Here is a 24,098-nt window from a genome sequence, read left to right as displayed (position 1 = left end):
TCCAAGAACAGGACATTTCGGAGCTGATGGCGTCAGATCACTGCGTTCGACGCCTGGGCACGTAGGTCTCGGGCCAGGTGATCCCGACGCTCGAGAACAAGCCTCCGCAGCGACGCGGGCGCCTCCGCATTGGCCTGGATCCAGGAATCGACAGCAGAGGTGTCTTCAGCTGCCGGGAAGAGCCCGTTCACCAACCGTCGCGCGATCTCGATGCTGCGTTCGGACCACCACTTCCCCAGGGACGAGAAGTACTCGACCGCATATCCCTCGATCAACGACGGGTCCGTGCCCGAACGGAATCCGGCGATCGTCGCATCCAGGCGGTCGTTCGAGAGTGAGGCATCGGTGGTCGCCGACGCCCAGGCAGCCGCCTTGGTCTCGGCATCGGGAATCGACGCCGCGGCGCGGACGTACGCCGTTCGACCCGCTGACGTGCTGTCCTTGCTCAGCTCACTGTCAAAGTCGCTTACACTCGCATGCCCGGTCGCGGACAGGGCGATCCACAATGCCCACCGCAGATCAGGATCGAGAGCCAGTCCGACCGGTCCCGGGCACGTGCCGTCGAGTATCGACCGCAGCTCGCCGGCACGAGCATCGTTGACCGCTGCTGCGGCCGACAGAGCCCGTGCCCACGCCAGCTGTCTTCCGGACTCCGGTTCGGCTTCGAACACCGCCTTCCAGGTCGTTTCCAACCAGCCCGCACTGACATTGGGCCGCAAGCTTTTCGGAACGTAGTGAAGAACCGCGTATTGGGCATCGGTCAGGATCGCGCTGAGAATCGCAAGATCTGTCTCTGCGGGAGCGAATCGTTCCACCATGTCGAGGTATCGGAACACCGAGAGCTGCGCATCGCGCACCGAGTTCCACAGCGACGACCAGATCACACCGCGCGCAAGCGGATCGCTCACGCGGTCCAGGGACGCCTCGACCGTGGACAGAGATTCCGCGTCCAATCGCACCTTCGCGTAGGTGAGGTCTTCGTCGTTGAGCAGTGTGAGCGCTCCGGGCGGAAGGTCAACCGACGTGCGGGATTCGGTGATGTCGAGTTCGACGCGTTCGGTGCGAACAAGATCTCCGGACTCGTTGTAGTCGTAGATTCCGACTGCGAGCCGGTGCGGCCTCGGGTCCGTCTGGACCAGGTCTGTTCCGTCGAGCGACAGCGTGGACACTCCGGTGGTCTGCAACCAGATTCGGGCCCATTCGCGCACATCACGTCCAGAAGTCTCCGCGAGCACGTCGAGCAGATCAACAAGCGTGGTGTTCCCGAAGGCGTGGGCCTTGAAGTACCGTCGTGCCGCTTCGAAGAACGCGTCACGGCCGACGAAAGCCACGAGTTGCTTGAGGACACTAGCGCCCTTGGCGTAGGTGATTCCGTCGAAGTTCAGCTTTGCAGCTTCGAGATCGACGATGTCGGCGACGATGGGATGCGTGGTCGGCAGCTGATCTTGGAGGTACGCCCACGCCTTTCGCTTGATGGCAAATGCTACCCAGGCATCGGTGAAGCGAGTGGCTTCGGCGCTGACCAGCGATCCCATGAAGTCGGCGAAGGATTCCTTGAGCCACAAGTCATCCCACCAGACCATGGTCACGAGATCGCCGAACCACATGTGCGCCATTTCGTGCAGGATCGTGTTGGCGCGACGCTGATGCTGCTCGTCGGTTGCGGTGCCGCGGAACACATACGCCTCGGTGAAGGTCACCAGTCCCGGGTTCTCCATGGCGCCGAGGTTGTACTCGGGGACGAAGATCTGGTCGTACTTGCCGAACGGATACGGATAGTCGAAGTGCTCGGCGTAGAAGTCCAGCCCCTGACGGGTGATGTCGAAAACGTTCTCCGCATCGAGGTGTGGAGCCAACGACGCCCGGCACAGCGCACCCAACTCGACAGTGAGTTCGCCGCGACTCCACGACGACGCCACGCGGTGATACGGCCCGGCCGCGATCGCGCTGATGTAGGTCGAGATCGGCAGCGTCGGGGCGAAAGTGACGCGTTGCGCACCGTCCACGGAGAGAGTCTGGGTCGCGGGCTGATTCGACAGGACTTCCCAGCCGTCAGGTGCTGTCACCTCGAATGTGAAGGGCGCCTTGAGGTCCGGCTGCTCGAAGCAGGCGAAAACACGCCTGGCATCGGCAGGCTCGTATTGCGTGTACAGATACGTCTGATCGTCAGCGTCGTCGACAAATCGGTGCAGCCCTTCGCCGGAACGGCTGTAGTGGCCGTGAGCTGCCACTCGCACGACGTTCGATCCGCCGAGTCCGCGCAGCACGATCCGGGACCCGTCGTACTCCACCGGAATCGACGCACCGTCGACGTCCACGGAATCGACTGCAGCACCGATGAAGTCGAGCCACGTGGACTCCGCCGACGACGTCAGATCAATTGTCGTGACGGTCGAAAAGGTCTTCGCGGCAGAGTCCGCCGCCGATCGCAGATCCAACTCCACCCGGTACCTGGTGACGTCGATGGTTCGAGATCGTTCGGCGACTTCGCTTCGATTCAGGTTCGCAGTACTCACGCACTCGATCCTGCCAGGCCGCGCGCGGCGATGTGAGCCGCAGTGTGCCTATCCCTTGAAAGCGCCCTGCCAGACGGTGTCGAACGGCGTGTGTGCCGAGACGCGGCCTTCGATGCCCGCCGTGACGAACTTCTTGGCCAGAGCGACGGCTTCTCCCACGTCGGCGCCCTTTGCCAGTTCGGCGGTCACTGCGGCGGCCAGCGTGCAACCGGCACCCGAGACGCGCTCTTCGCCGACCTTGGGGGCGGAGAGAACCGTCACGTCGGTCCCGTCGAACAACACGTCGACGGCGTCGCCACCGGCGAGTTCGACACCACCCTTTGCGAGCACGTACTTGGGTCCGAGGTCGTGGATACGACGTGCGGCCTCGATGAGGTCGTCCACGCTTTCGATACTGTCCATTCCGGCGAGGGTGCGTGCCTCGAACAGGTTGGGTGTGACGACGGTGGCGAGCGGGAGGATCGAATCACGAAGTGCTGTATCGGTATCGAGAGCCGCGCCGGGCTCCTGGCCCTTGCAGATCAGGACCGGGTCGAGGACGACGTGGCGCCAGGACTGCCGACGCAGACCCTCTGCCACAACCTCGATCGTGGCGGGAGTGCCCAACATGCCGATCTTGACGACGTCCAGGTCGTGAGCCGCAGTGGCAGCCTCGATCTGATCAGCGATCACGTCAGGAGCGATCGGCACGAAGCGATGACCCCAGTTGTTCTTGGGATCGAACGAGACGATGCATGTGGTGGTCGCTACGCCGTAGACGTCCAATGCCTGGAACGTCTTCAGGTCGACCTGCAGGCCGGCACCGCCAGTCGCTTCGGACCCAGCGATGACATAGGCGAGGTCAACCACAGCACAATCTCCTTCTTCGGACTTTCGAAACGTGCGTGGATGGCCACGAACGCGGGGCCCAGTTTATCAACCGTTCCGACGTCTGGTTTTCGGCTATGCGGGCACCGGAGTTCCCCACGCGACGTCGTTGTCCTCGTAACCGAAGGGTGGACCGACGAACTCGCCGCCGCAGGTGATCAGCGCGAGGGTTTCCGGTCCGTCGAGGCTGTTCAATCGCTCGACCGGCAGCTCGCCGTCCTTGCCGTAGTGATCGACCGCATCGATACGGTAGTTCCAGGTCTGTCCCCCGGCGCCCGCCACGGTCACGATCGAGCCGATTTCCAGTGTCGAGAACTTCTTTCCGAAACCGTCACCCTGATAGATGTCGTTGATGTGTCCGGTGATCACCACGGTGCCCGCGCCCGAGCCCGGGAATGCCGAATCTGCCCACCATCCGATCTCACTGACATCCTCGGGCGGAATGAGCGAGCCGTCTGTCGTCGTCTTGATCGACAGAACGTCACCGGTGCTGTCGACTATGCGAAGCGTGGTCGGGACATCCGGACCGTCGACCACAGCGCGAATCTCTGGCGGCAAATCTTGTTGGCCGGTCGCGAGGACGCGGGTCGGCGAGTCGCCGTCGTCGGAACATCCGCCGATCAAGAGCATTGTCGCCACTACTACAGCGGCCCATGTTCGACGGACCGTGAATCCAGGTGCCGCTGTCACGGGCGAGAAGTCGGGCCGGACGGAATCTGGGAAATTGGTACTCGGCTTCCGACGTCACGACCGGGAAGTGCGTCACCGGAATCCCCACCGTTCCCACCGGAACCGTCACCACCGCCATTCCCGCCGCCGCTCCCATTCCCACCGCCGGGGCCCGGGCCGGGGCCGGGGCATTCACCTCCCGGATCGGTGGTGTCGCCTGCCAAGACAATCTTGACTGCCGAGAGGTTGACCGTCTGGTTCTGTGCCACTTGTCCAGGAGTTGTGACGTCGAATGCAAGCTTGGCACGAACCGGAATGACCGAGCCGTCGTCGGCATCGGTGACCGTTGATCCTGAGCGACCGAGATCTTGGGTCAACGTCATTCTGGAGATCAGATCCTGATCTCCGGTCAAGCCGGCGCCGTCGATCCGAAGGGTCCCTCGGACGGGACTTCCGTGGGCTCTGATCGTCACCGCTGCGCGAAACTCGAGAATGTCTCCCGGCACTGTCCGCCAAGCCTCGATCGAGTTGATCTTCGTTCCCGGCGAACCAGTCGAGATGTCGTACCAACCGTCGATCACTGCCGGATCAAGTGACATCGAATTGTCGTTGATCTCGGGAGTGCACGCGTGGGTGAGTGCGACTGGTGCTGCCGATCCCACCGCGGGAAGTGCCGTCGATACAACAGCTGCCAAGACGAAGGCCGTCGCGGAGATGCCCGCGGAACGCCTGCCGAAGATCGTCATTCTCTCGCTACTCTTTTCCGCGGACCGTAGCTTCCGGTCAATTCAGTCAAAATACCAGTACAGCTGGACAAATAGGTCGAATTCCGTGCCGAATTCTTCTTGTTTTCTGTGAACTTCGGTTACGAGCAATTCCTCCGCACACGCGTTCCGGCAAGGGGTACATCGCATCAACAGGGGCCAGAAGTTACATTTCGCCCGCACATCGGAGCAGAACGCACTGATTTCTCACCGAACCGGACCGGCATTTCCGTTTCACGACAGTCGGCCGGTGGAACAACGATCGGTACAACGTGCCGGGCACGTGTCCGGTCACCCCTCCGAATCAAGGGAAACCGCCATGTCGGATACAACGTCAGTCAAGCAGGGTTTCGCGGTAGGAACATCGATCGGGGCAGCCGTCATCTTGGTGACGGTCGGCATCGTGCAGTTCTTTCAAGGACTCGCTGCCGTCGCCGAAAACGAAGTGTTCGTAGTCGGGATCGACTACGTCTATCAATTCGACCTGACGACGTGGGGTTGGATCCATCTCGTGCTGGGCGCGCTCGTCGCTCTCGTCGGTCTCGCACTGTTCACCGGAACGGCGTGGGCGCGGGTATCGGCAGTCGTGATCTGTGCGATCTCGATCATCGCGAACTTCTTGTGGCTGCCGTATTACCCCTGGTGGTCGACTCTCATCATCGCGCTGAACATCGTCGTGATCTGGGCTGTGTCGACATGGAAGCCCACCCAGACGACGCACGCCGCTGCGCATGCACCGACAACGCCGACTCAATCTGTTTGAGTTGAAAGCATGTGTAGGTGGATGGCGTATTCGGGAGAACCGATACTCGCCCATGACTTGCTGTTCCGACCACAGCACTCGCTGATCGACCAGAGCCTGCATTCTCAACTCGGGGCAACGACGACGAATGGCGACGGCTTCGGAATCGGTTGGTACGGGGAGGGGCCCCAACCAGCAGTGTTCAAGAGCATCGAACCCGCGTGGAACGACTCGAACCTGCGCGAGGTCACCTCTCAACTGCGCACCCCTCTCATGTTCGCCCACGTGCGCGCTTCGACGGGAACTGCGGTGCAGCGCAGCAACTGCCACCCATTTCGGCACGGCAATTGGTTGTGGATGCACAACGGTTCACTACGCGGATTCCACGACATGAAAAGGGAATTGGTGACTGCCATTGATCCGTCGCTCTTTCCGGATCTCGAAGGATCGACGGACTCGGAAACCTTGTTCTTCCTCGCGCTGACGTTCGGCCTGACCGACGATCCGTTCGAAGGTGTCGCGAGGGCCGTTGGATTTGTCGAGCACACGGCTCGCTCGCAGGGTATCGACGATCCGGTCCAGATGACCGTTGCTACGTCGGATGGCGTCTCCACCTGGATCTTTCGCTATTCGAGCAAGCACCAGTCGAGATCGTTGTACTTCTCCACCGAGATTTCCACGCTGCGCAAGCTCCATCCAGAGGTGGAAGCCCTGCACCATCTGAGCGAGGAGACCCGAATCGTTGTATCCGAGCCTCTGCGCGACCTTCCCGGCGCCTGGAACGAGGTTCCCGAATCCGCCGCAGGCGTCATCCGGCCCGGACGGGACGAGATGCGGAACTTCGCGCCGATCCCACCCGCCTGAGTTTGTCACACAACCAGCATAGCTGTGAAATAGCTTACATTCGAAGCGCTTTCACGAAAATTTAGAAAACGAAAACTCGGCGCGCTAGTCACGCGAGAGGATGAGCCGGAACGCCAGGCGAGCCTTCTCTGCGTCCGGAGTGCCACCGGTGAGCAAATCGTTGTAGATGAACGACTCACCCACGCGAACCAGCAGATATGCCATGTCCTCGACGGGCAGGTCGGGCCGAATCTGCTCCGGTATTTCGGCTTCGATCAGCCTCCGCACGGATTCGACCATCGTCCCCTGAATCGGCCCGAGTCCAGTAGTGAGTATGCATAGCGCCTTTTGCGGCTCGCGAGTCAAATATGCCCGGAAGAATTCGGTCTCGATCGTCGCCCGCGCATGGTAAGTGAGGACGTCGACAACCCTTGACGCTCCGCTTCCGCCGCACTCCGCGAGGCCCATTCGCCACGTTCGACGCGCCAGAGAATCGAGCACGTCCCCGGTAATCGTGTCGCGATTCCCTGCGCGCCGGAACAACGTAGTCCGATCCACGCCCAACTCGGCAGCCAAAGCATTCACATCGAGCGGTTTTCCGGCTGCGAACTGTCGGCGGGCAGCACTCAACGCCTCCGCGCGAACGTCACGTGTCTCGGCCATGCAGTGAATGTATCCCTGACGACGTGCTGGTCGGTAGCCGGAGACAGCGAACGAGAGCCATCAACGACAATCGTTGCAACATTCATTGACTTTGTTGCAGGTGAGTGTTTATGGTTCCCCGGTACGTGATTCCAGTCACAACAATTCAGTTGTTTACGGAGGAATGCGATGAACGATCACCAGTGGACGACTCGACGATGAGCCCACTTCTGCAAGTCCGAGATCTCACGGTTGACATTGGGACAGAAACGATTTCGAACAGGCTCCTCGACGGAGTGAGCTTCGAGTTGGGAGCCGGCGAGGTCACCGGCCTCGTGGGCGAGAGTGGGAGCGGAAAGACACTGACCGGACTCGCTCTGCTCGGGCTCTTGCCACGCACGGCGACAGTCAACGGAAGTATCCGCTTCGAGGAACGGGAACTTGTCGGCCTGCCCGCCGCCGAGTTGAGGAAAATACGCGGTCGCGACGTCAGTATGGTGTTCCAGGACCCGAGTTCGGCGCTCAATCCCTCCGTCAGCATCGGTCGCCAGATCGTCGATGTGTTGAAGGCCCACCGCGACATCACGAAGGCCGACGCGGAGGACGTAGCTACAGATCTTCTCCACCAGGTCGGTCTGGCCGACCCGAACAGAACCTTGAAGTCGTACGGATACGAGCTTTCCGGTGGGATGTGTCAGCGGGTGATGATCGCGATGGCCCTGGCGTGCGGTCCGAAGTTGCTGATCGCAGACGAACCGACAACAGCGCTCGACGTGACGATCCAAGCTCAGATTGTCGATCTCCTTCGAGAACTGGCCGAACAACGCGATCTTGCCGTGTTGTTGATCAGTCACGACCTAGCGGTTGTCGCCGAGGTCGCGGATCGAGTAGTCACGATGTTTCGCGGCGAGATCGTCGACGTCGCGCCGCGGGACGCGCTGCTTCGCCGGCCCGCGCATCCGTACACGTTCAGCCTTCTCGAGGCGGCACGATCGACCTTCGAAGACATCTCCTACCGATCACCCAAGTTTCGAGGCGATTTCACCACCAGCGCCCGTGCTGACGGCGTGGGTTGCCGATACGTCGCCCGGTGCAACTACTCCGAGGAGCGTTGCGCATCCGATCATCCACCTCTGATCGGATCACCGGAATCGGCAACGAGATGTCATCGCAGTTCCGAACTCCAGTTGCTCGGACTGGTGAGCTGATGCGCAACACCGACATCATCGTCGATGTTCGGAATCTGGCCGTCGAGTACGGACGAGGGCGCAAAACTCTTCGAGCGGTCGACGACGTCAGCTTCTCCGTGCACAGAGGTGAAACCCTGGCGATCATCGGTGAATCAGGGTCGGGAAAATCTTCGACGGCCCACGCTCTGGCCGGCCTGGTCGGTACAGCCGCAGGCTCCATCACGACGAACCTCGACAGCCCGGCTTTCGGCAAGGGCGGATCGTCCCATCTCATCTTTCAAAATCCCACGTCTGCATTGAACACACGGATGGCCTCTTGGGCTTGCGTGGCCGAGCCGATGGCGCCAGGACGCGTACGCATCCCGCAGTCGTTGCGGCCGAAAGCCGTCGAGCTGTTGCGTCGAGTCGGTCTCGGCGCCGAGCTTGCCGACCGTCTCCCGACCCAGCTCTCCGGCGGCCAACGCCAACGCGTGACCATCGCTCGCGCACTTGCCTCCAAGGCACCCTTGATTCTCTGCGACGAACCTGTTGCTTCCCTCGATGTTTCACTGCAGGAAGAGGTGTTGCAACTTCTTGCCGAGCTCCGGGATGAGCACGACCTCACGTACATCTTCATTTCGCACGATTTGGGTTCGGTGGCACGGATCGCCGATCGCGTCGCGGTGATGTACCTCGGGCGAATCGTCGAGATCGGACCGGTTGCCACGGTCCTGAGGACTCCGTCGCACCCCTACACGCAGGCACTTCTCGCCGCGGCCCCGCACATCGAACTCGAGCGCCGCAGTCGTCGAAAAGCATTGGTGCGCGGGGAGTTACCCGACCCGCGTAATCCACCCTCGGGCTGTCGATTCCGCACCCGCTGTCCGTTTGCGATGGATCGCTGCGCGTCGGAATCGCCGGCACTTCGCGCGGCCTCGAATTCCGCACACAGCTCCGCGTGCCATCTATCGTCCCCGGCCACATCGACCGGCATCTCGAACCTGCCGCAGTAAATGCGTGCCGCGTCAGTCTCCCCATTCCGAGAAGACCAAAGCGAAAGTCCACCATATGAATCCACGTCTGTCTTTGCGATCCCGATATCCGATCACACGCTTCCAGAATCATGGGAAGCGTGGACCCCATATCCTCGTGGCTGCGTTCGCACTTTCTGCCCTCGTGCTCAGCGGCTGTTCGAGCAGCGCCACCGGTACCGCCGGCGGTACCGGACCTGCTGATCCGAACGCCGAACTGAAGGTCGCGACTTCACACGTCCCAGCTTCGCTCGACCCGTGTGCGGGAAACATCGGATACGACATCGACTACCTACAGTTGATGTATGCACCACTGATCGATGCTGAACCTGCCACCCAGAAACTGCGGCCCGGAATCGCCAGCGAGTGGGGTTTCTCCGGACCGGACAACCTCACGTTCGAGATGACGTTGCAGAACGGCTTGACCTTCCACGACGGAACAACTCTCGATGCAGCAGCAGTCAAGGCAAGCATGGAACACTGCTTGAGTCTCGGAATCGTTTCCGTCCCGACGATCAAGAGCGTCGAAGCAACGTCCCCGGATCAGATAAAGATCTCGTTGAGCGCACCTACCTCCGGCTTACCAGGGTGGCTCAACGGCAGACTGGGAATGATTGTCTCCCCCACTGCACTGACAGCGGCCGGGACGGACTTCGCCAACAAGCCTGTAGGCGCCGGGCCGTACACGTTCACCAGCGCAGTCCCGAACAGTTCGTACACATTCAGTCGATTCGACGACTACAAACCGGCAGGTCCTCCAAACCCCCAGCTCGCCAAGATCCAGATCCAGGTGATCTCCAACCCCACAGCGCTGACAAATGCCCTTACATCGAACGCCGCGGATTTTGCATACGGGCTCACACCGTCGAGTGCTCCGATCCTCGAACGGAATCCCAACCTGAACGTCAGTCACGACCCGAGACTCGGAGTTGCGCTCGTAGTGATCAACAACAAGAACCCCGTGGTTAACGACGTCCGGGTTCGTCTGGCGATGCAGTATGCGCTCGACCGCAAAGCAATTGCGCGAGCCGCACTGGACAGCGCGGAAGGTACTGCGGCCTTCGGTCAATATCCTCCCGGTTCGCAGTTCTACGACGAGGAAACCGAAGATGCATGGCCGTACGACCCGGAGAAGGCCAAATCGCTGCTAGCGGAGGCTGGGTATCCGAACGGGGTCACCGTGCGCGGATTAGCAGGCAATCTACCGCCGTACTCGACCAACGCGGTCCTTGTCGGAGAACAGTGGGAGAAGGTCGGCATCAAGGTCGACTTCGTCGAAATGAGTGGACCTCAGGCGATTACGGAGTTCGTCGCACACAACAGCGCGGACGTCTTCAGCGTGGGATGGCCCACGCGAGCATCCGCACCGCTCAATTTCGAAGCCTCGCTGGGTTCGCGGTCGTACTTCCGGCAGAATTCCGTTCCCAACGAGGAGTTGGAGAAGTTGATCGCACTGTTGAACAACACGTATGACGAAAGCGCTCAGCTCGACATCGTCAAACAGATCAATCAAGTCGTGATCAAGTCCGCTGAGTACGTACCGTTGTACTTCACTCCCGACGTGGTCGCTTACACGAAGAACGTCCACGGGGCCGTTCCCGCACTGAACGGCTCCCCCAATCTGACGTACCTCTCGAAGTCATGACGACGACCGTTGTATCGCAAGAGAATTCGTTGGCCCCCGAGCCTGAGAGCGTTCCGACCCGAAACCCTCACCGATCGCCGGTGAATCCTTACATACGGATGATCGGCGTCCGGTTCGCACAGATAATTCCTACCGCGATTATCGCTAGTTTCATAACCTTTGCCCTTATCCGGATAATCCCCGGTGGACCAGCCGAGGCACTTCTCGGTCCGAACGGCAGCGATGAAGCGATCGCGGCACTCAACGAGCGCCTCGGATTGAATCAACCTCTGCTGGTCCAGTACTGGAACTGGGTGGTGTCGGCTCTGCACGGAGATCTGGGAACGTCGCTACAGAACAGCGCCCCCGTCGGCCCACAGATCCTTGCGCGCCTGCCGGCGAGCGCCGAGCTCGTTGTACTCGCACTGTTACTGTCCGCCGTCGTCGCCATACCGCTCGGTGTGTGGACCGCGACGCGGCAGGGACGACGCAGCGATGGTCTGACTCGCACGGTTTCGGGGATCGGACTCGCGGTACCGGACTTCTTCCTCGCTATCGTGCTGGTCGATGTCTTCGCCCTCGGTTTGGGAGTTCTACCGGTGCTCGGCTGGGTTCCTCTCGAGAACAGTGTGATCGACAACCTGAGCCATTTGGTCCTACCAGCAACGGCGCTCGCTGCCGGCGCAGCATCGATTGCGGTTCGGCAGACCAGGGCTGCGATGATCGAGACACTGTCAAGTGACTACGTACGAACTGCGCGTGCGATGGGCATCGACGAGCGGAAGATCGTGTGGCGCTACGCGCTACGAAACATCGTTCCCACGATTGTCACTGTCTATGGATTGCTCGCCGTGGCGATGCTGGGTGCGACGGTCATTCTCGAGCAGATCTTCGTGCTGCCGGGCCTCGGGAGCGCTCTCGTCATTGCGATCGACACGCGAGATTATCCGATGCTTCAAGGCATTGTGTTGTTGTTCGTCGTGATCGTGCTTCTCGTGAACATCCTGGTCGACGTCGCCAACAACATGATCAGCCCACAATTAAGGAAGGGAACGATCTCGTGAGCCAACTCGCGCTGACCACCGCAGGCGAGACCCGCGCCAAGTGGGCTCTCCCTCGACTGCACCCCGGATTATGGCTCAGCTACTGCTTTCTCGGAACGCTGATAGCGGCGTCCGTCTTGGCCTCGTTCGTGGCTCCGCACAGTCCGACCGATCAGAACCTGACCAACACGTTCGCCGGTCCGAGTGCACAGCACCTGCTTGGCACTGACGGCTTCGGTCGTGACGTGCTCAGTCGATTGATCTGGGGAGGACGCTCCGCCTTCTTCGGCGTCGCGATCGCTGTCGCCGTCAGTCTGCTGTTGGGAATTCCGTGGGGGTTGATCGCCGGATATTGGCCACGCTGGATCGGCGCGTCACTCCTCCGGGTGGCGGATGCATTGCTGGCATTCCCAGGTTTGGTTCTCGCAGTGGCTATTACCGGTGTTCTGGGGCCGAGCCTGATCACGTCGATGTCCGCGCTCGGAGTCGTCTATGCACCCACAATTGCAAGAATTCTGGCTGCCGGGGTCAGCGAAACGAGGAACCGAGACTTCGTTCTGAGCGCGCGACTCTCAGGATGCCCTCCGCACGTAGTGCTCCTGCGTCATCTTCTTCCGCACGCAATCGGGCCGGTTGTCGTTCAGGTGACCGTGCTCACCGGCCTGACTTTTCTCGCGCAGGCGGCACTCTCATTCCTGGGGTTGGGAATACAGCCCCCCACTCCGAGTTGGGGCGGTGACTTATCCGATGCGTACCTGCACATCTTGAGTGCACCACAACAGATTCTCCCCTCCGGCATTCTGATTTCATTGGTCGTCCTGGCCGTCTACCGAGTGGGTGATGCCGTCCGGGACCGCATGTATGTCAGAGGGAGATAGCTGGCGTAGAACAACCATCCGACTCGACTGTTCGAAGACCACACCACCAGCATGAAGGAATATCGATGACCTCGATCGCACCAGAAACCGCGCGCCGCGTCTTCCGTGGAGCCGAACCGATACACGGCATGATCTACTTCACCCCTTTCGGCGCGGAAGCATATGCCGCACTGGGCTTTACACACCCTCGAATGGGTTACTTCGCTTCGCGGTCTGCGCCCATGGGCGCAGTAGCGGCTGAAGTCACCATCGCTACGTTCTTCAACTTCAACCCAGCACTGGTATACGCGGTGCTGCCGGAAGCCTGGACAATCGCCACCCCCGAACAGATCCTCACCGCTCGACTCGACGCTGTCGACCGTTCGCTGCGCAAGGCCTGGGGAGAACATGTCGACGGCACCGAAGTTCGCGAAGCTGCCGAACTCGCACGTCGAGCCGCGGAACGCGCCTGCAACAGACCACAAGGGCGACCCCTGTTCGGTGGGCACGCATCATTGCCGTGGCCTGATGAGCCTCATCTCGTGTTGTGGCATGCCCAATCCTTGCTCCGGGAGTTTCGCGGAGATTCTCATGTCGCACTTCTTCACACCGAAGGACTCAACGGTGTCGAAGCGTTGGTAGTCCACGCCGCAACCGGTGATGTTCCTGCTGCTGCTCTGCAAATGAGCCGGGCATGGGACAACGATCAGTGGGCGGAAGGCGTCGCCAGTGTGCGGGCGCGTGGATGGCTCGAAGACGGTCCCGAGCTTCACCTGAACGAGGTGGGTCGTGATCGCCGGCAGAGGGTTGAGCATCAGACTGATGTGCTGGGGTCGTACCCGTACGAAGCGATCGGTGAAACCGGATGCAGTCGACTCCTCGAAATCTCGGAACGTCTCTCCGGTGAAGTGATCGATGCAGATCTCGGATTCCCGGCAGCTCTGGCAGCGCGTCGCCGATTGCGTGCGTGACAGCAAGAGGTGAGTGTCGAACGTGGCTGGTGGTGATACGACGAGGGCATCACCACCAGCCCGTTCACCGAAATTCGACTGAGCCCCGAACCTGCGCAGCGGGTCGTCATCCGAATGAGACTGCCGTTGTGCCGAATCCTCGCGCAGGATGGGTCAAGATGGCTTGATGTGGAAACAGGCACTCGGGTTTGCTTTGTTCGGTGCGACCGTTGCCATCGTCACGGCGGCGCTGACACAAGGATCGTCACAGGCGTCGGCCACGATCACCCTCTTTTCGGGTGGCACGACAATCTCGGGCTTCGCGGGTGAATCGCAATGGGCCTGGCCCATCGAGGCTGCGGTGATCGGCGCCGTTCTGGGCGCGCTGACCGGGCTCGTACTCCACCTCGCGGGTGTGCGAATCTCCGGAGGTCAGGACAATCGAATGCTTCGAACTGTGGTGGCAGGCCTCGTGGGAGTCACGCTTGGGTTGACGCCCCTGTTGGTCTTGATCAGCATGGCATTCACCAGGTCGGTTGACATCGGATGGTCCCCGCTCCTGGTTTATGCCGTCAGCGGTTTCCTGGCCTACGGTCTGGCGGTCGCCGCCGTGTTCGGAGTTCTTCGCGCTGCCGGGGATCGACTTACTACGCGCACGGCGCAGGCGGTGGCGGCGATGCTTCCGGTCGGGGCGTTGGCGGCGACGACTGTAGGTGTCGGTACTGCGTGGAGGCTGGGCTTTTCCACCGCCGCTCCCACCTGGATCGCGGTCGTACTGCTGGTGGTTCTCGTATTGGCCATGACGTTCGTTGCGGCCCGGGCGTGGGCTCTACGGATTCAGCCTCGTGACTTACCAGAAGTCGCATAGGCAGTGGGACGATTGATTCGGACGGGTGCGTTGAGATGAGGGGCGAACGAATCTTCGCGGGACTCGTCGTCGGCCTCCTACTGGGGCTGTTCGGCTACCTGCCATTGGTACTCCTGTGGCAACACTTCGCGGATGTCCCGCAGCCGCAGCTGTATCCGAACCGTTCGTTCACGTCGTTCGGGCCCAACCCACCACCGCTCACCTACTGGATAAGTTGGGCGGCGCCTGCCGCCGTGTTCGTCTTGCTCGGACTTATGACTATTCCCAGTCGCACCGGCCGGCAATTCGCGATGCCATTGGTGTTTGCGTTCCTTCCGGTCGCTGCAATGGTGGCGTGGTTCTGGATCTCGATGGAACTGTTCTTCAGCCCCGACTGAAAAAGCCGCAACGAGGCATGCGCCAGTGGGATGTTCGGACTCGAACGACACGTCACACCGGTCATTCACTACCTGATCCTTCGCTGCCACAACTCCAAAGACGAGGACGAAGTTGTCGACGGTGGTCGCCCGCAGCCCGCGGAGCTCACCCATTACTTTCCGGCGAGCACAAGGGGCGAACGGGAGCAAACGAAGCGTGAGGTGTACCTGAGCTGTGCTGACAACTGGGTCGCCGAGCGCGATTCCGAAGTGGTTAGACTTCTGGGAAGTCCGATTCGGAAATCTGCTGCGCTTCGTTAGTGTCACCAGCATCCCACAGACTCGGAGTTGGAAGTGCTTTGGTCTGTCATGACGCATGTACTACGAGGCGACACTCGAAGCGACCAAGCATTGACTTGATAAGCGACCGATCATAAATTGATCACACTGCGCCGCATTCGAAACACGCGTTCATCACCGCTCACCGACAGTTGACCAACATCCGCGAGTGCACGTCCAAAGTACTTCAAAGCGTCGCAGTCCGAGTTCGGAGATCGACGGCTTTAGCCTGAGTGGTTTCTGAGCGAGAAACATTACCGACCGTTGCGGCGATAAAGTACTCAACTGAAGCATCAGCCACTCAACGGCATTCAGCCCTTGACGAAGGAACATACTTTGGCACCCCAACACGCCCCCAAGCTGAAGGAAAAAGTTGCCGAGAAGTGGGCGACAAGCATTCGAGGACAACTCTTTCCAGGCGAAGAGATTTGGGCCTTGGCCAAGACGAATCAAGTCAGGCCTACGCTGGAGGGATTGGCAATTACGAATGCCCGCGTCATGGCTTTCAGCAGCATCGATGTCGCCACGGCCGGACCTCGAGTGTCCGTGGAGGCAGACAACATCGCCCGCTTCGAAATCGTCAAGAAGATGACCGGCAAACACCTTCACGTCACAGATCTCGGACAGCAAACGCTTCAGTTTGGCGCAATCAATGACGCGGACGTCGACTTCGTCTGTCACTATGTCCATCATCTCGCGTCAGCGGGTTTTCCTCCCGGAATGCGTGAGATCCTCATAACGCGAAGCATGGCCACAACCGAATCTGCGCGCGCACGTGACGTCGGCCGATCCGAAGTGGAAATCATTGGAGCACCGCTCAAGGAAGTCGCGTGGCGAACCATCGACGAACACACAACCCCAGACGAATTGCCCTGGTTCGTAATCAACGCTGGTTCCGCTGGATTCCTTGCTGCGTTCGAAGACCGTCTCATCGTCGCGAAAGTCGGTGGTATGGCCGGCTTTATGACGGGGTCGATGGGTGGTGGTCGAGTTACGTCCTTCCCATACTCCGACATCACCAACATCGAATACAACAGCGGGATGATGACTGGCGTTCTCGAAGTACTGACGCCGAGCTATCAGGGAACTTCGAACCACGACTACTGGAGGTCTGCTGGCGCGGGCCCAAACAAGGCCGGTGCCAGTCCATTCACTCTTTCAAACTGCCTCCCCCTCCCCAAAGCGCAACACAGAATAGCCCTTCCGCGCCTAACCGACCTGCAGAAGAAGATCATCGACTACAAGCGTCCTACGATCAATGTGCAGCACACTCCGAGTTCGATCACCACCGCACCGCCGATAGGTCTAGCGGGAGAACTCCAAAACCTCGCCAACCTCCACCATCAGGGAATACTCGACGAAGCGGAATTCGCCGCAGCGAAACAAGCAACAATTTCGCGCCACTCTACCTAACAACGTATTGCGCATGTGGACTCAGCACCACAGCCTCGTGTCAGAATCAATTGCACTTGAAGGGCACCTCCGCCGACTGAACCCCACCGCGCATAGATCTACCAATGCGGAGTTGAGTGGCGACGGGTAGTAGCGCTCGAGCTTAACGGGAGATGGAGGCGCGGCCACATGTCTTCGCCAAGACCTTCCAATATCAAAGATCTCGCTCGAGCAACGCAAAATTCCTGGCCCGCGGACATTGAATCCCGAGTTCCGACCTATTGCGTCACTCCGCGCCTAGCCCGCACCGAAGCCCGCCCTTGTTGCGCAATGCGATCCCCTGATGCACTGCGGCAAGTACCAATGCCAGCACTGCCGCAGGGAGGCTCCCCACCATCGAGAGCAGAGAAGGCATATCCGAGCTGAAAGCGGTAAAGAAACCCACTACTGCAGCGCAGAGCATTGTCGCCGAGACGATCCAGGAAACTAATGGTCGCGGAATCACGGCTGGAATGACGCACAGAGCCACCGGCAACGCCAGCACCAAGAAGAGCTCCCGCCCGAAATAGTCATGAATCGAGCGGTAGCAATCAGCAGAACTGAGCGGGCCTAGACCTATTTCGCAATCGGTGATCTCGTACAGCGGCCACTGTGCCGTCGCGGATCCTAAGATCCCGGTGGCAACCGCTAGTACAACCCACGCGATCCGAATCCCCGTCATACGAAGAGATCATGCCAGTAGGGAAAATTGTGCGCCGGCGCAGAAATCGGTTGCAACCCAAAATGCACGAAGGAGCGATAACGTCGACGGTAATCGAAGAAGGGACCAACGACGTTGATCGCATTGGGCGCACTGATTCTTGCTACTGCTGCCCATGTCTACGGCGCTCGCCTCGCAGCTCACGGAAACTACGGGTGGAGAATACCTCTCGCGGTGGGACCGTCCTCATCGCGAGCGGCACACCATGTTCGGCGTGCGCAACTCGCAGGTTGGGTTTTGAGCCTGATCGGGACATTCCGCGTCGTTGACAACTATTGGGAGACAGCACCTCTTTTGAGGGCGGGTATCGCAGTCGCTGTACTCGGAATAGTTAACTGCCTGCCGAGTTTGACTGTCACTCTGATGCACAATCGACGGCCGCAACAGGCTTGAAGTTTTCGAGCATGTTTTGTGGAAGGGTGCTTGCATGGCAACACAACCGCATGGCCAGTCCATAACCCCGGCGTGGAAAGTATTCACGGCCATCGGTTTTGCAGGTGTTGTGGGCGCTGCCGTGACGTACTTCCGAGACGGGTCCACTTTGGCGATCATTGGCGGGATGGTCATCCTCGCGATTGGTCTGCCGCTTACTGTCTGGTCCATCCTGCGAATGCTGCGTGAGAATCGAGAACATCGCCTTCATTGGTGGAGAACACCGCCGGTCAATCCGAGGAACGTCGACCTGTCTCGTGCTGTCGGCATTCCGACTACGATATTCGGTGCACTGGCCATCTGGCTGAATACAGCAGGTTCGGCGCCGTGGTGGTTGGCAGCAATCTTTACCGCCATTCTGATCGTGCTCTTCGGAGCAACCGTTGCCGTCCACAATATTCGCCTCAGTCAGCGAAACTGAGCTAGCCTCCCGCGCATGCCGGTTTCTGCGGATGTTCGCGAGCGCCTTCGGTCTTACCTGGATCCAGATGACGAGATCCGGGACGTATTTCCAGCAGACGTTCTGATGAGCGCGAAACCGAGTGTGTTTGCCGTGGTGAGCCGAAAGGCGATCACCGTGTTCTCCACGAGCTTTCGGTCCAGAAAAGTGCCGCGGACGGTCCTTACACGGTTTCCGAGGATGACCGTTCTCGGCCCGGTCGATACTGCATCCACACCGCACTTCACTGCGGCGGGCATTACGTACGAGATCGACGAAGAATATGTTGCAGTCGTGAATGCTGCCGACGCGGAGCTCACGTCACCGCAGGACTTCCCACGAGATCCGTTGCCGAACCTGTGAGGCACATACAAAAAGGCAGTTTCTCATTTCTGAGAAACTGCCTTTTTGATCTTACTTCGGTCGGGCTGACAGGATTTGAACCTGCGACCACTTGACCCCCAGTCAAGTGCGCTACCAAGCTGCGCCACAGCCCGTCCCACGCCCTTGTTTCGGGCGCTTGGAAAGATTACATCAGGGACGGGCCGAAGTACCAATCGGCTGGTCAGAGCCTTTTCGGTACCGATTTGGACGCAGAATCAGCGGCCCTTACGGTCACGCTTCTCGCGCACTCGTACGGATACGCGGATCGGGCTGCCGTCGAAGTTGAACTCTTCACGCAGACGCCGCTCGATGAAGCGGCGGTAGCCGGCCTCGAGGAAGCCTGTGGTGAAGAGAACGAATGTCGGCGGGCGTGTGCTTGCCTGAGTCGCGAACATGATGCGAGGCAGGCGACCACCACGCATCGGCGGCGGTGTGGCCGCCACAACTTCCTTGAGCCAGGTGTTCAGGCGACCCGTGGGGATGCGCTTGTCCCAGGATTCGAGTGCCGTGTCGAGCGCAGGGACGAGCTTCGCCACGGCGCGACCGGTGTGGGCGGAGATGTTGACTCGCTGAGCCCACGGAACGCGGACCAGATCGCGGTCCACTTCCTTGTCCAGCATGAGTCGACGGTCCTCGTCCACGAGGTCCCACTTGTTGAACGCGATCACCAGTGCACGACCCGTGTCGGCCACCATGCTCAGAACACGGAGGTCCTGCTCGGTGATCGGCTCGTGTGCGTCGATCAGCAGGATCGCGACCTCAGCAGCCTCGATCGCGCTCTTCGTACGCAGCGACGCATAGAACTCCGCGCCGCTGGCATGGCTGACGCGCTTGCGCAGACCAGCCGTGTCGACGAAACGCCAAGGGCGCCCGCCGAGTTCGACGATGGAGTCGACCGGGTCGACGGTGGTGCCGGCAACATTGTGCACGACGGACCGCTCGTCACCGGACAGCTTGTTGAGCAAGCTGGACTTTCCGACGTTCGGCTTTCCGACCAGCGCAACACGACGCGGACCGCCGCCGGGGATACCTTCACGCGGGGTTTCCGGAAGCTTCTCCAGAACCTCGTCGAGCAGGTCGCCGGTGCCGCGCCCGTGCGTCGCACTCACGGAGTACGGCTGACCAAGACCCAAGGACCACAGCGCTGCAACCTCGGACTCGGTGCGTCCGTCGTCCACCTTGTTGGCAACGAGGATGACCGGAGTCTTCGAGCGGCGAAGCACTCGAGCGACAGCTTCGTCCGTCGTCGTAGCGCCGACAACGGCGTCGACGACCAGGAGAATGGCGTCAGCCGTTCCCATGGCCAATTCGGCCTGGCGGGCAACGGCCTGCTGAAGACCCTTTGCGTCGGGTTCCCATCCGCCGGTGTCCTGGACGAGGAAGCGTCGTCCGGCCCAGTTCGCCTCGTACGAGACGCGGTCACGGGTAACGCCGGGGATGTCCTCGACTACCGCTTCACGACGGCCGATGATGCGGTTGACGAGCGTCGACTTGCCGACATTCGGTCGACCGACAACAGCCAAGGTCGGGACGGCAATGTGCGCTTCGCCTTCGCCGTCCGCTTCGAGATCGGCGTAATCCCACTCCGATTCCTCGGACCAAGTTCCGTCACCGGCATATTCGGTTACCAGATCGTCGCTCACTGCACTGCTCCAGTTCTGTCGCTGACCACCAACAGCAACTTGGCGATCACATCTTCAATTCCCAATTCGCTCGTATCCACCAGGATGGAATCCTCGGCAGGGCGCAACGGCGACACTGCCCGAGTCGAATCGAGATGGTCACGGCGCTGCACATCAGCCAGCACCGCTTCGTAATTGTCTTCACGGCCTTGGCCGACGTTCTGCGTATTGCGCCGTGCTGCACGGGTTTCCGCCGACGCGGTCAAGAAGATCTTGACGTCTGCATCGGGGAGTACGACGGTTCCGATGTCGCGACCTTCCACGACGATCCGCTCCGCACCGGCCGCCAACTCACGCTGAGTGGCGACCAGCAGGTCGCGAACCTCGGGCACAGCCGAGACCGCGGAGACAGCCTTGGTGACCGCGTCGCCGCGGATCTCCTCACTGACGTCCGCGCCGTCGAGATGCACCTGCTCACTGCTTGGATCGGTACCGATGGACCACGGCAATGCCGCAACGGCAGCGGTGATCGCGGCGGAATCAGCCAGATCGATTCGCTGACGCAGCACGTGCAGGGTCGCGATCCGGTAGATGGCTCCGGTGTCGAGGTAGCGAGCGCCCAAACGCTGCGCCAACGCGCGAGAGACGCTGGACTTGCCGGTTCCGGACGGTCCGTCCATAGCGACTACCAGCGGCATGGACGAATCGGTCACAGGCCGACCGCCTCGTACAGTCCACCGACCTCGCTACGACCGAGGACGCGCTGCGTTCCCGGACGCTGATCGCCGAGAGCGACAACTCCGACGTTGGTGCGAACCAGACGGACAACGGGGTGACCGACTGCATCGAGGAGGCGACGCACGATGTGCTTACGGCCCTCGTGCAGTACGAGCTTGACGAGCGTCTTGCCCTCGTTGATCTCGAGCACGGTGAACGCGTCCACCTTGGCCGGACCGTCATCGAGAGTGACACCGTCACGCAGCTGCTTGCCGGTGCTGCGCTCGACAACGCCGTGAACCGTGGCGAGGTACGTCTTCGGAACCTCGAACGACGGGTGCATCAGGCGGTGAGCCAAGTCGCCGTCGTTGGTGAAGAGGAGCAAGCCTTCAGTGTCGGCGTCGAGACGGCCGACGTGGAAGAGCCGCTGACCCGACTGAACGCGCTCGGAGACGATGTCACCGACGCACGGACGACCGAGATCGTCGGACATGGTGCACTGCCAGCCACGCGGCTTGTTCATCGCGAGGTAGACGAGGTCCTTCTGCACGACGACGCGGACGCCGTCGACACGAACCACTGCGTTCTCGGGGTCGACACGCAGACCCTGCTCGACCACGATGCGGCCGTCGACCTCGACGCGACCCTGGTCGATCAGTTCTTCAGCTGCACGGCGTGATGCGACGCCGGCCTGAGCCAGTACCTTCTGCAAGCGGACGCCGTCGCCCTTCGGCGGGCCGTCGTGCTTGGTGATCTCGGCGTGCTGATGACGTGCCGGCTTGGCGTTGGACACCAACGGGTTCTGAGAGACCACGCGCTGCGGCTTCTCGGTCTTCGGCTTGCCACGCTTGTTGGTCGCCGGCGGTGTGGGAGCTGCCGGGCGCTTGCGCGGAGGTCCGTCGAACTTGGATCCACGAGGTGCGTTCGACCATGCGCCGCCGCGAGGAGCGTCGGGGCGTGCGCCGCGCTGATCGTCACTACGACGGTCGGCGCCACCGCGCGGTGCCCGACGGGCGTCTACGTGGGGGGTACGGCGGTCGTCGCTGCGGGGTCCGCGGCGGTCGTCAGTGCGCGGTCCGCGACGATCGTCGTTGTAACCGCCGCGGCGGTCGTCCGTACGTGCGGGGCGACGGTCGTCACTGCGCGGAGGGCGACGGTCGTCGCTGCGCGGCGGGCGACGGTCATCGCTGCGCGGCGGGCGACGGTCATCATTGAATCCACCGCGACGGTCGTCCGTGCGGGGACGGTCGGATCCGGCGTTGCGGTCGTATCCGGAGGTACTGCGGGAAGTGTTGCTGCGTCCACCACGGGGCGCTTCGCTACGTGCGCCGCGGGGGGCGTCGCTGCGACCACCACGGGGGGCATCGCTGCGTGCGCCGCGGTTGTCGCGGGAGTTGTTACGGTCCGGTGTGCCATCTCGGCGAGCGGGATTGTTCACTTTTTTCCTGTCAGTTTTCTACTGTTTCCCGAGCGTGGTCGGGTCTTTCTCGGTGCTGACGACGGCCGGAATTCCGGTCAGTCGTCGACTTCGGTGTCCACTACCTCAGTGGGCACGTCTGCCTTGTTCATTCTCGCAAATCGCGGATCGGATTCCAGGCTTTCGCTGATGTCGTCGATGAGATCGACATCAGGCAAGAGCGGGGCCAACTCCGGGAGCTCGCTGAGCGAGGCCAGCCCGAGCCGTTCGAGGAACAGTTCGGTCGTGGAGTACCGTGTCGCGTTGGTGTCCGGGTCAGGCCCGGCTTCCGCGATCAGTCCGCGGGCAAGGAGGGTGCGTACCACCCCGTCCACGTTGACGCCTCGTACCGCACTGATCCGCGCACGAGTCAACGGTTGACGGTATGCGACTACGGCCAAAGTTTCCAATGCCGCCCTGGTCAATTTGGTGCGTGCGCCGTCCAATAGCAGCTTTTCCACGTACGGGGCAAACTCTTGTCGCGTGTACAGACGCCATCCGTCGCCCGCGTAGCGAAGGTCCATTCCGCTGCCGCGAGCGGTCAATGCGGCCGACATCGACGTCAGGCGTTCTTCGACGCGCTCCGGTGCGGTTCCGGTGACAGATGCGAGTTGGTTCACTTCGGCCGGCGAATCCACGACAAGCAGAAGCGACTCCAGCACTGCGTCGAGTTGATCGTCGTCGAGGTCGAAATCGTGTGCAGACTCTTCGGACTCCGAGGCGTCGTCGGTAGGTTCGATAATCTCGTCTAGCTGCGAAGACTCTGATTCCGTCGGTTCGGCATTCATCCGTAGTCCTCCTCTGTGACCGGCGCGGCCGGGTCGTCTCCGGTCCAACTCACCATCAGCGGTCCGAGGGCCTCGGGTTGCTCGAACACGATGACCTGCCGGCGATACAGCTCGAGCAATGCGAGAAACCTTGCCACTATCTCGACAGTGATTTCGCACTCGGCAACAAGGTCCCCGAATGGTGTCCACTCCCCGATGCCTCGCTCGCGCAGCAACTCGAGAATTCGCTCGGCCTGTTCGGGTATCGAGATATTGGACACATGGAGGTGATCGAGGCCCACTGTCGGCACCGGACGCGGTGTGAACACCGTCGCCGCGATCTCCGCAAAACGCTGAGGGTCGACGCCCAACAACACCTCGGGCAGGAGTTCGGTGAACTGATCCTCGACGGCAACAGAGCGCGGATAGCGCCGCAGCGCTGCTTCCTCCAACTCACCGAACAGCGCCGCAACCTGTTTGTACGCCCGGTACTGCAGCAGTCTCGCGAAGAGAAGATCACGTGCTTCGAGAAGCGCCAGATCCTCCGCGTCCTCGACCTGCCCGGCGGGCAACAACCTGGCCGCTTTCAGATCCAGAAGCGTAGCTGCGACGACCAGGAATTCCGTCGTCTGATCAAGGCCCATCGCACTGCCGAGTTCCTTGGTGTACGCGATGAAATCGTCCGTGACGGTGTGAAGGGCGACTTCGGTGACGTCGAGCTGCCGTTGATTGATCAGGTTCAACAGCAGATCGAACGGGCCTTCGAAGTTCCGGAGAGTGACTCGGAAACCGGCAGCCTTGGCTGCGGTCTGAGCGTCGGTCGGGACGTTCGGATCGATCGAATCCGGC

23 protein-coding genes and 1 tRNA gene are annotated in these 24,098 nt (G+C 61.0%); 13 read left to right on the top strand and 11 right to left on the bottom strand.

Annotated elements, in window-relative coordinates; translation table 11 throughout:
- Positions 1-32: 32 nt before the first annotated feature.
- The 4 genes from pepN to CPI83_RS13865 all read right to left on the bottom strand — a co-directional run bounded on the left by pepN (position 33) and on the right by CPI83_RS13865 (position 4,798).
- Positions 33-2,516, bottom strand: coding sequence for an aminopeptidase N (pepN, locus tag CPI83_RS13880; protein WP_097387348.1), 2,484 nt, complete (start codon positions 2,514-2,516; stop codon positions 33-35).
- Between the two features lie 48 nt (positions 2,517-2,564).
- The gene (gene thiD, locus CPI83_RS13875) at positions 2,565-3,365 is read right to left on the bottom strand and encodes a bifunctional hydroxymethylpyrimidine kinase/phosphomethylpyrimidine kinase (RefSeq protein WP_003946192.1); all 801 of its coding nucleotides are present in this window, start codon (positions 3,363-3,365) and stop codon (positions 2,565-2,567) included.
- A 93-nt stretch (positions 3,366-3,458) separates the two neighbouring features.
- The gene (locus CPI83_RS13870; RefSeq protein ID WP_232816924.1) at positions 3,459-4,073 is read right to left on the bottom strand and encodes a class F sortase; all 615 of its coding nucleotides are present in this window, start codon (positions 4,071-4,073) and stop codon (positions 3,459-3,461) included.
- Positions 4,070-4,798 (bottom strand): hypothetical protein, encoded by a 729-nt coding sequence (locus CPI83_RS13865; protein WP_092763945.1) that lies wholly within the window; start codon positions 4,796-4,798, stop codon positions 4,070-4,072. Before CPI83_RS13865 ends, CPI83_RS13870 begins: the two co-directional genes overlap by 4 nt.
- Before the next feature lie 337 nt (positions 4,799-5,135).
- Here CPI83_RS13865 and CPI83_RS13860 point away from each other — a divergent pair, with 337 nt between their 5' ends.
- Complete coding sequence (locus CPI83_RS13860) at positions 5,136-5,579, top strand: hypothetical protein (RefSeq protein WP_020969697.1); 444 nt, start codon at positions 5,136-5,138, stop codon at positions 5,577-5,579.
- 21 nt (positions 5,580-5,600) lie between these two features.
- A complete protein-coding gene (locus CPI83_RS13855; protein WP_097387346.1) occupies positions 5,601-6,422 on the top strand; it encodes a class II glutamine amidotransferase in 822 nt (273 codons plus the stop codon).
- Positions 6,423-6,506: 84 nt separating this feature from the next.
- On the opposite strand, the gene CPI83_RS13850 is transcribed toward CPI83_RS13855, so the two are convergent.
- Positions 6,507-7,064: a QsdR family transcriptional regulator gene (locus CPI83_RS13850; RefSeq protein ID WP_092763941.1), complete on the bottom strand. Its 558-nt coding sequence runs from the start codon at positions 7,062-7,064 to the stop codon at positions 6,507-6,509.
- 275 nt (positions 7,065-7,339) lie between these two features.
- Here CPI83_RS13850 and CPI83_RS13845 point away from each other — a divergent pair, with 275 nt between their 5' ends.
- From CPI83_RS13845 to CPI83_RS31000, 11 genes are all read left to right on the top strand, one after another.
- Positions 7,340-8,251: an ABC transporter ATP-binding protein gene (locus CPI83_RS13845; RefSeq protein ID WP_232816923.1), complete on the top strand. Its 912-nt coding sequence runs from the start codon at positions 7,340-7,342 to the stop codon at positions 8,249-8,251.
- Positions 8,251-9,225: an ABC transporter ATP-binding protein gene (locus CPI83_RS13840; RefSeq protein WP_020907850.1), complete on the top strand. Its 975-nt coding sequence runs from the start codon at positions 8,251-8,253 to the stop codon at positions 9,223-9,225. The genes CPI83_RS13845 and CPI83_RS13840 overlap by 1 nt, the downstream gene beginning before the upstream one ends.
- A gap of 136 nt (positions 9,226-9,361) precedes the next feature.
- Positions 9,362-10,888: an ABC transporter substrate-binding protein gene (locus CPI83_RS13835; RefSeq protein ID WP_041686151.1), complete on the top strand. Its 1,527-nt coding sequence runs from the start codon at positions 9,362-9,364 to the stop codon at positions 10,886-10,888.
- Between the two features lie 80 nt (positions 10,889-10,968).
- Complete coding sequence (locus CPI83_RS13830; protein WP_157920617.1) at positions 10,969-11,931, top strand: ABC transporter permease; 963 nt, start codon at positions 10,969-10,971, stop codon at positions 11,929-11,931.
- Entirely contained in the window at positions 11,928-12,788 is an 861-nt protein-coding gene (locus CPI83_RS13825) for an ABC transporter permease (protein ID WP_041815005.1), read from the top strand. Before CPI83_RS13830 ends, CPI83_RS13825 begins: the two co-directional genes overlap by 4 nt.
- 65 nt (positions 12,789-12,853) lie before the next feature.
- Complete coding sequence (locus CPI83_RS13820; protein WP_020907854.1) at positions 12,854-13,738, top strand: hypothetical protein; 885 nt, start codon at positions 12,854-12,856, stop codon at positions 13,736-13,738.
- A gap of 166 nt (positions 13,739-13,904) precedes the next feature.
- Positions 13,905-14,585, top strand: a complete 681-nt coding sequence (locus tag CPI83_RS13815) for a hypothetical protein (protein WP_041686197.1) — start codon at positions 13,905-13,907, stop codon at positions 14,583-14,585.
- Between the two features lie 35 nt (positions 14,586-14,620).
- Positions 14,621-14,962: a hypothetical protein gene (locus CPI83_RS13810; RefSeq protein ID WP_020907856.1), complete on the top strand. Its 342-nt coding sequence runs from the start codon at positions 14,621-14,623 to the stop codon at positions 14,960-14,962.
- Between the two features lie 654 nt (positions 14,963-15,616).
- Positions 15,617-16,693 (top strand): hypothetical protein, encoded by a 1,077-nt coding sequence (locus tag CPI83_RS13800; protein WP_041815006.1) that lies wholly within the window; start codon positions 15,617-15,619, stop codon positions 16,691-16,693.
- Between the two features lie 1,166 nt (positions 16,694-17,859).
- Positions 17,860-18,285, top strand: coding sequence for a hypothetical protein (locus CPI83_RS13785; protein ID WP_092763933.1), 426 nt, complete (start codon positions 17,860-17,862; stop codon positions 18,283-18,285).
- A gap of 219 nt (positions 18,286-18,504) precedes the next feature.
- On the top strand, positions 18,505-18,666 hold the full coding sequence (locus CPI83_RS31000; protein WP_198586352.1) for a hypothetical protein: 162 nt from the start codon (positions 18,505-18,507) through the stop codon (positions 18,664-18,666).
- Between the two features lie 60 nt (positions 18,667-18,726).
- Here CPI83_RS31000 and CPI83_RS13775 read toward each other — a convergent pair.
- The 6 genes from CPI83_RS13775 to CPI83_RS13750 all read right to left on the bottom strand — a co-directional run bounded on the left by CPI83_RS13775 (position 18,727) and on the right by CPI83_RS13750 (position 24,088).
- A tRNA-Pro gene (locus CPI83_RS13775) sits at positions 18,727-18,800 on the bottom strand.
- Between the two features lie 102 nt (positions 18,801-18,902).
- On the bottom strand, positions 18,903-20,330 hold the full coding sequence (gene der, locus CPI83_RS13770) for a ribosome biogenesis GTPase Der (protein ID WP_019748583.1): 1,428 nt from the start codon (positions 20,328-20,330) through the stop codon (positions 18,903-18,905).
- Positions 20,327-21,007, bottom strand: coding sequence for a (d)CMP kinase (gene cmk, locus CPI83_RS13765; RefSeq protein WP_175470297.1), 681 nt, complete (start codon positions 21,005-21,007; stop codon positions 20,327-20,329). The genes der and cmk overlap by 4 nt, the downstream gene beginning before the upstream one ends.
- Before the next feature lie 11 nt (positions 21,008-21,018).
- Positions 21,019-22,464 carry a pseudouridine synthase gene (locus CPI83_RS13760; RefSeq protein ID WP_080910933.1) on the bottom strand — a complete coding sequence of 482 codons (1,446 nt, stop codon included), beginning with the start codon at positions 22,462-22,464 and terminating at the stop codon, positions 21,019-21,021.
- A 77-nt stretch (positions 22,465-22,541) separates the two neighbouring features.
- Complete coding sequence (scpB, locus tag CPI83_RS13755; protein WP_092763929.1) at positions 22,542-23,270, bottom strand: SMC-Scp complex subunit ScpB; 729 nt, start codon at positions 23,268-23,270, stop codon at positions 22,542-22,544.
- Complete coding sequence (locus tag CPI83_RS13750) at positions 23,267-24,088, bottom strand: segregation/condensation protein A (protein WP_046379919.1); 822 nt, start codon at positions 24,086-24,088, stop codon at positions 23,267-23,269. The genes scpB and CPI83_RS13750 overlap by 4 nt, the downstream gene beginning before the upstream one ends.
- Positions 24,089-24,098 lie beyond the last annotated feature (10 nt).

The organism is Rhodococcus sp. H-CA8f (genome assembly GCF_002501585.1).
Taxonomy (GTDB): Bacteria; Actinomycetota; Actinomycetes; order Mycobacteriales; family Mycobacteriaceae; genus Rhodococcus_F; species Rhodococcus_F erythropolis.
This window is presented reverse-complemented; position numbering and strand designations above follow the sequence as displayed.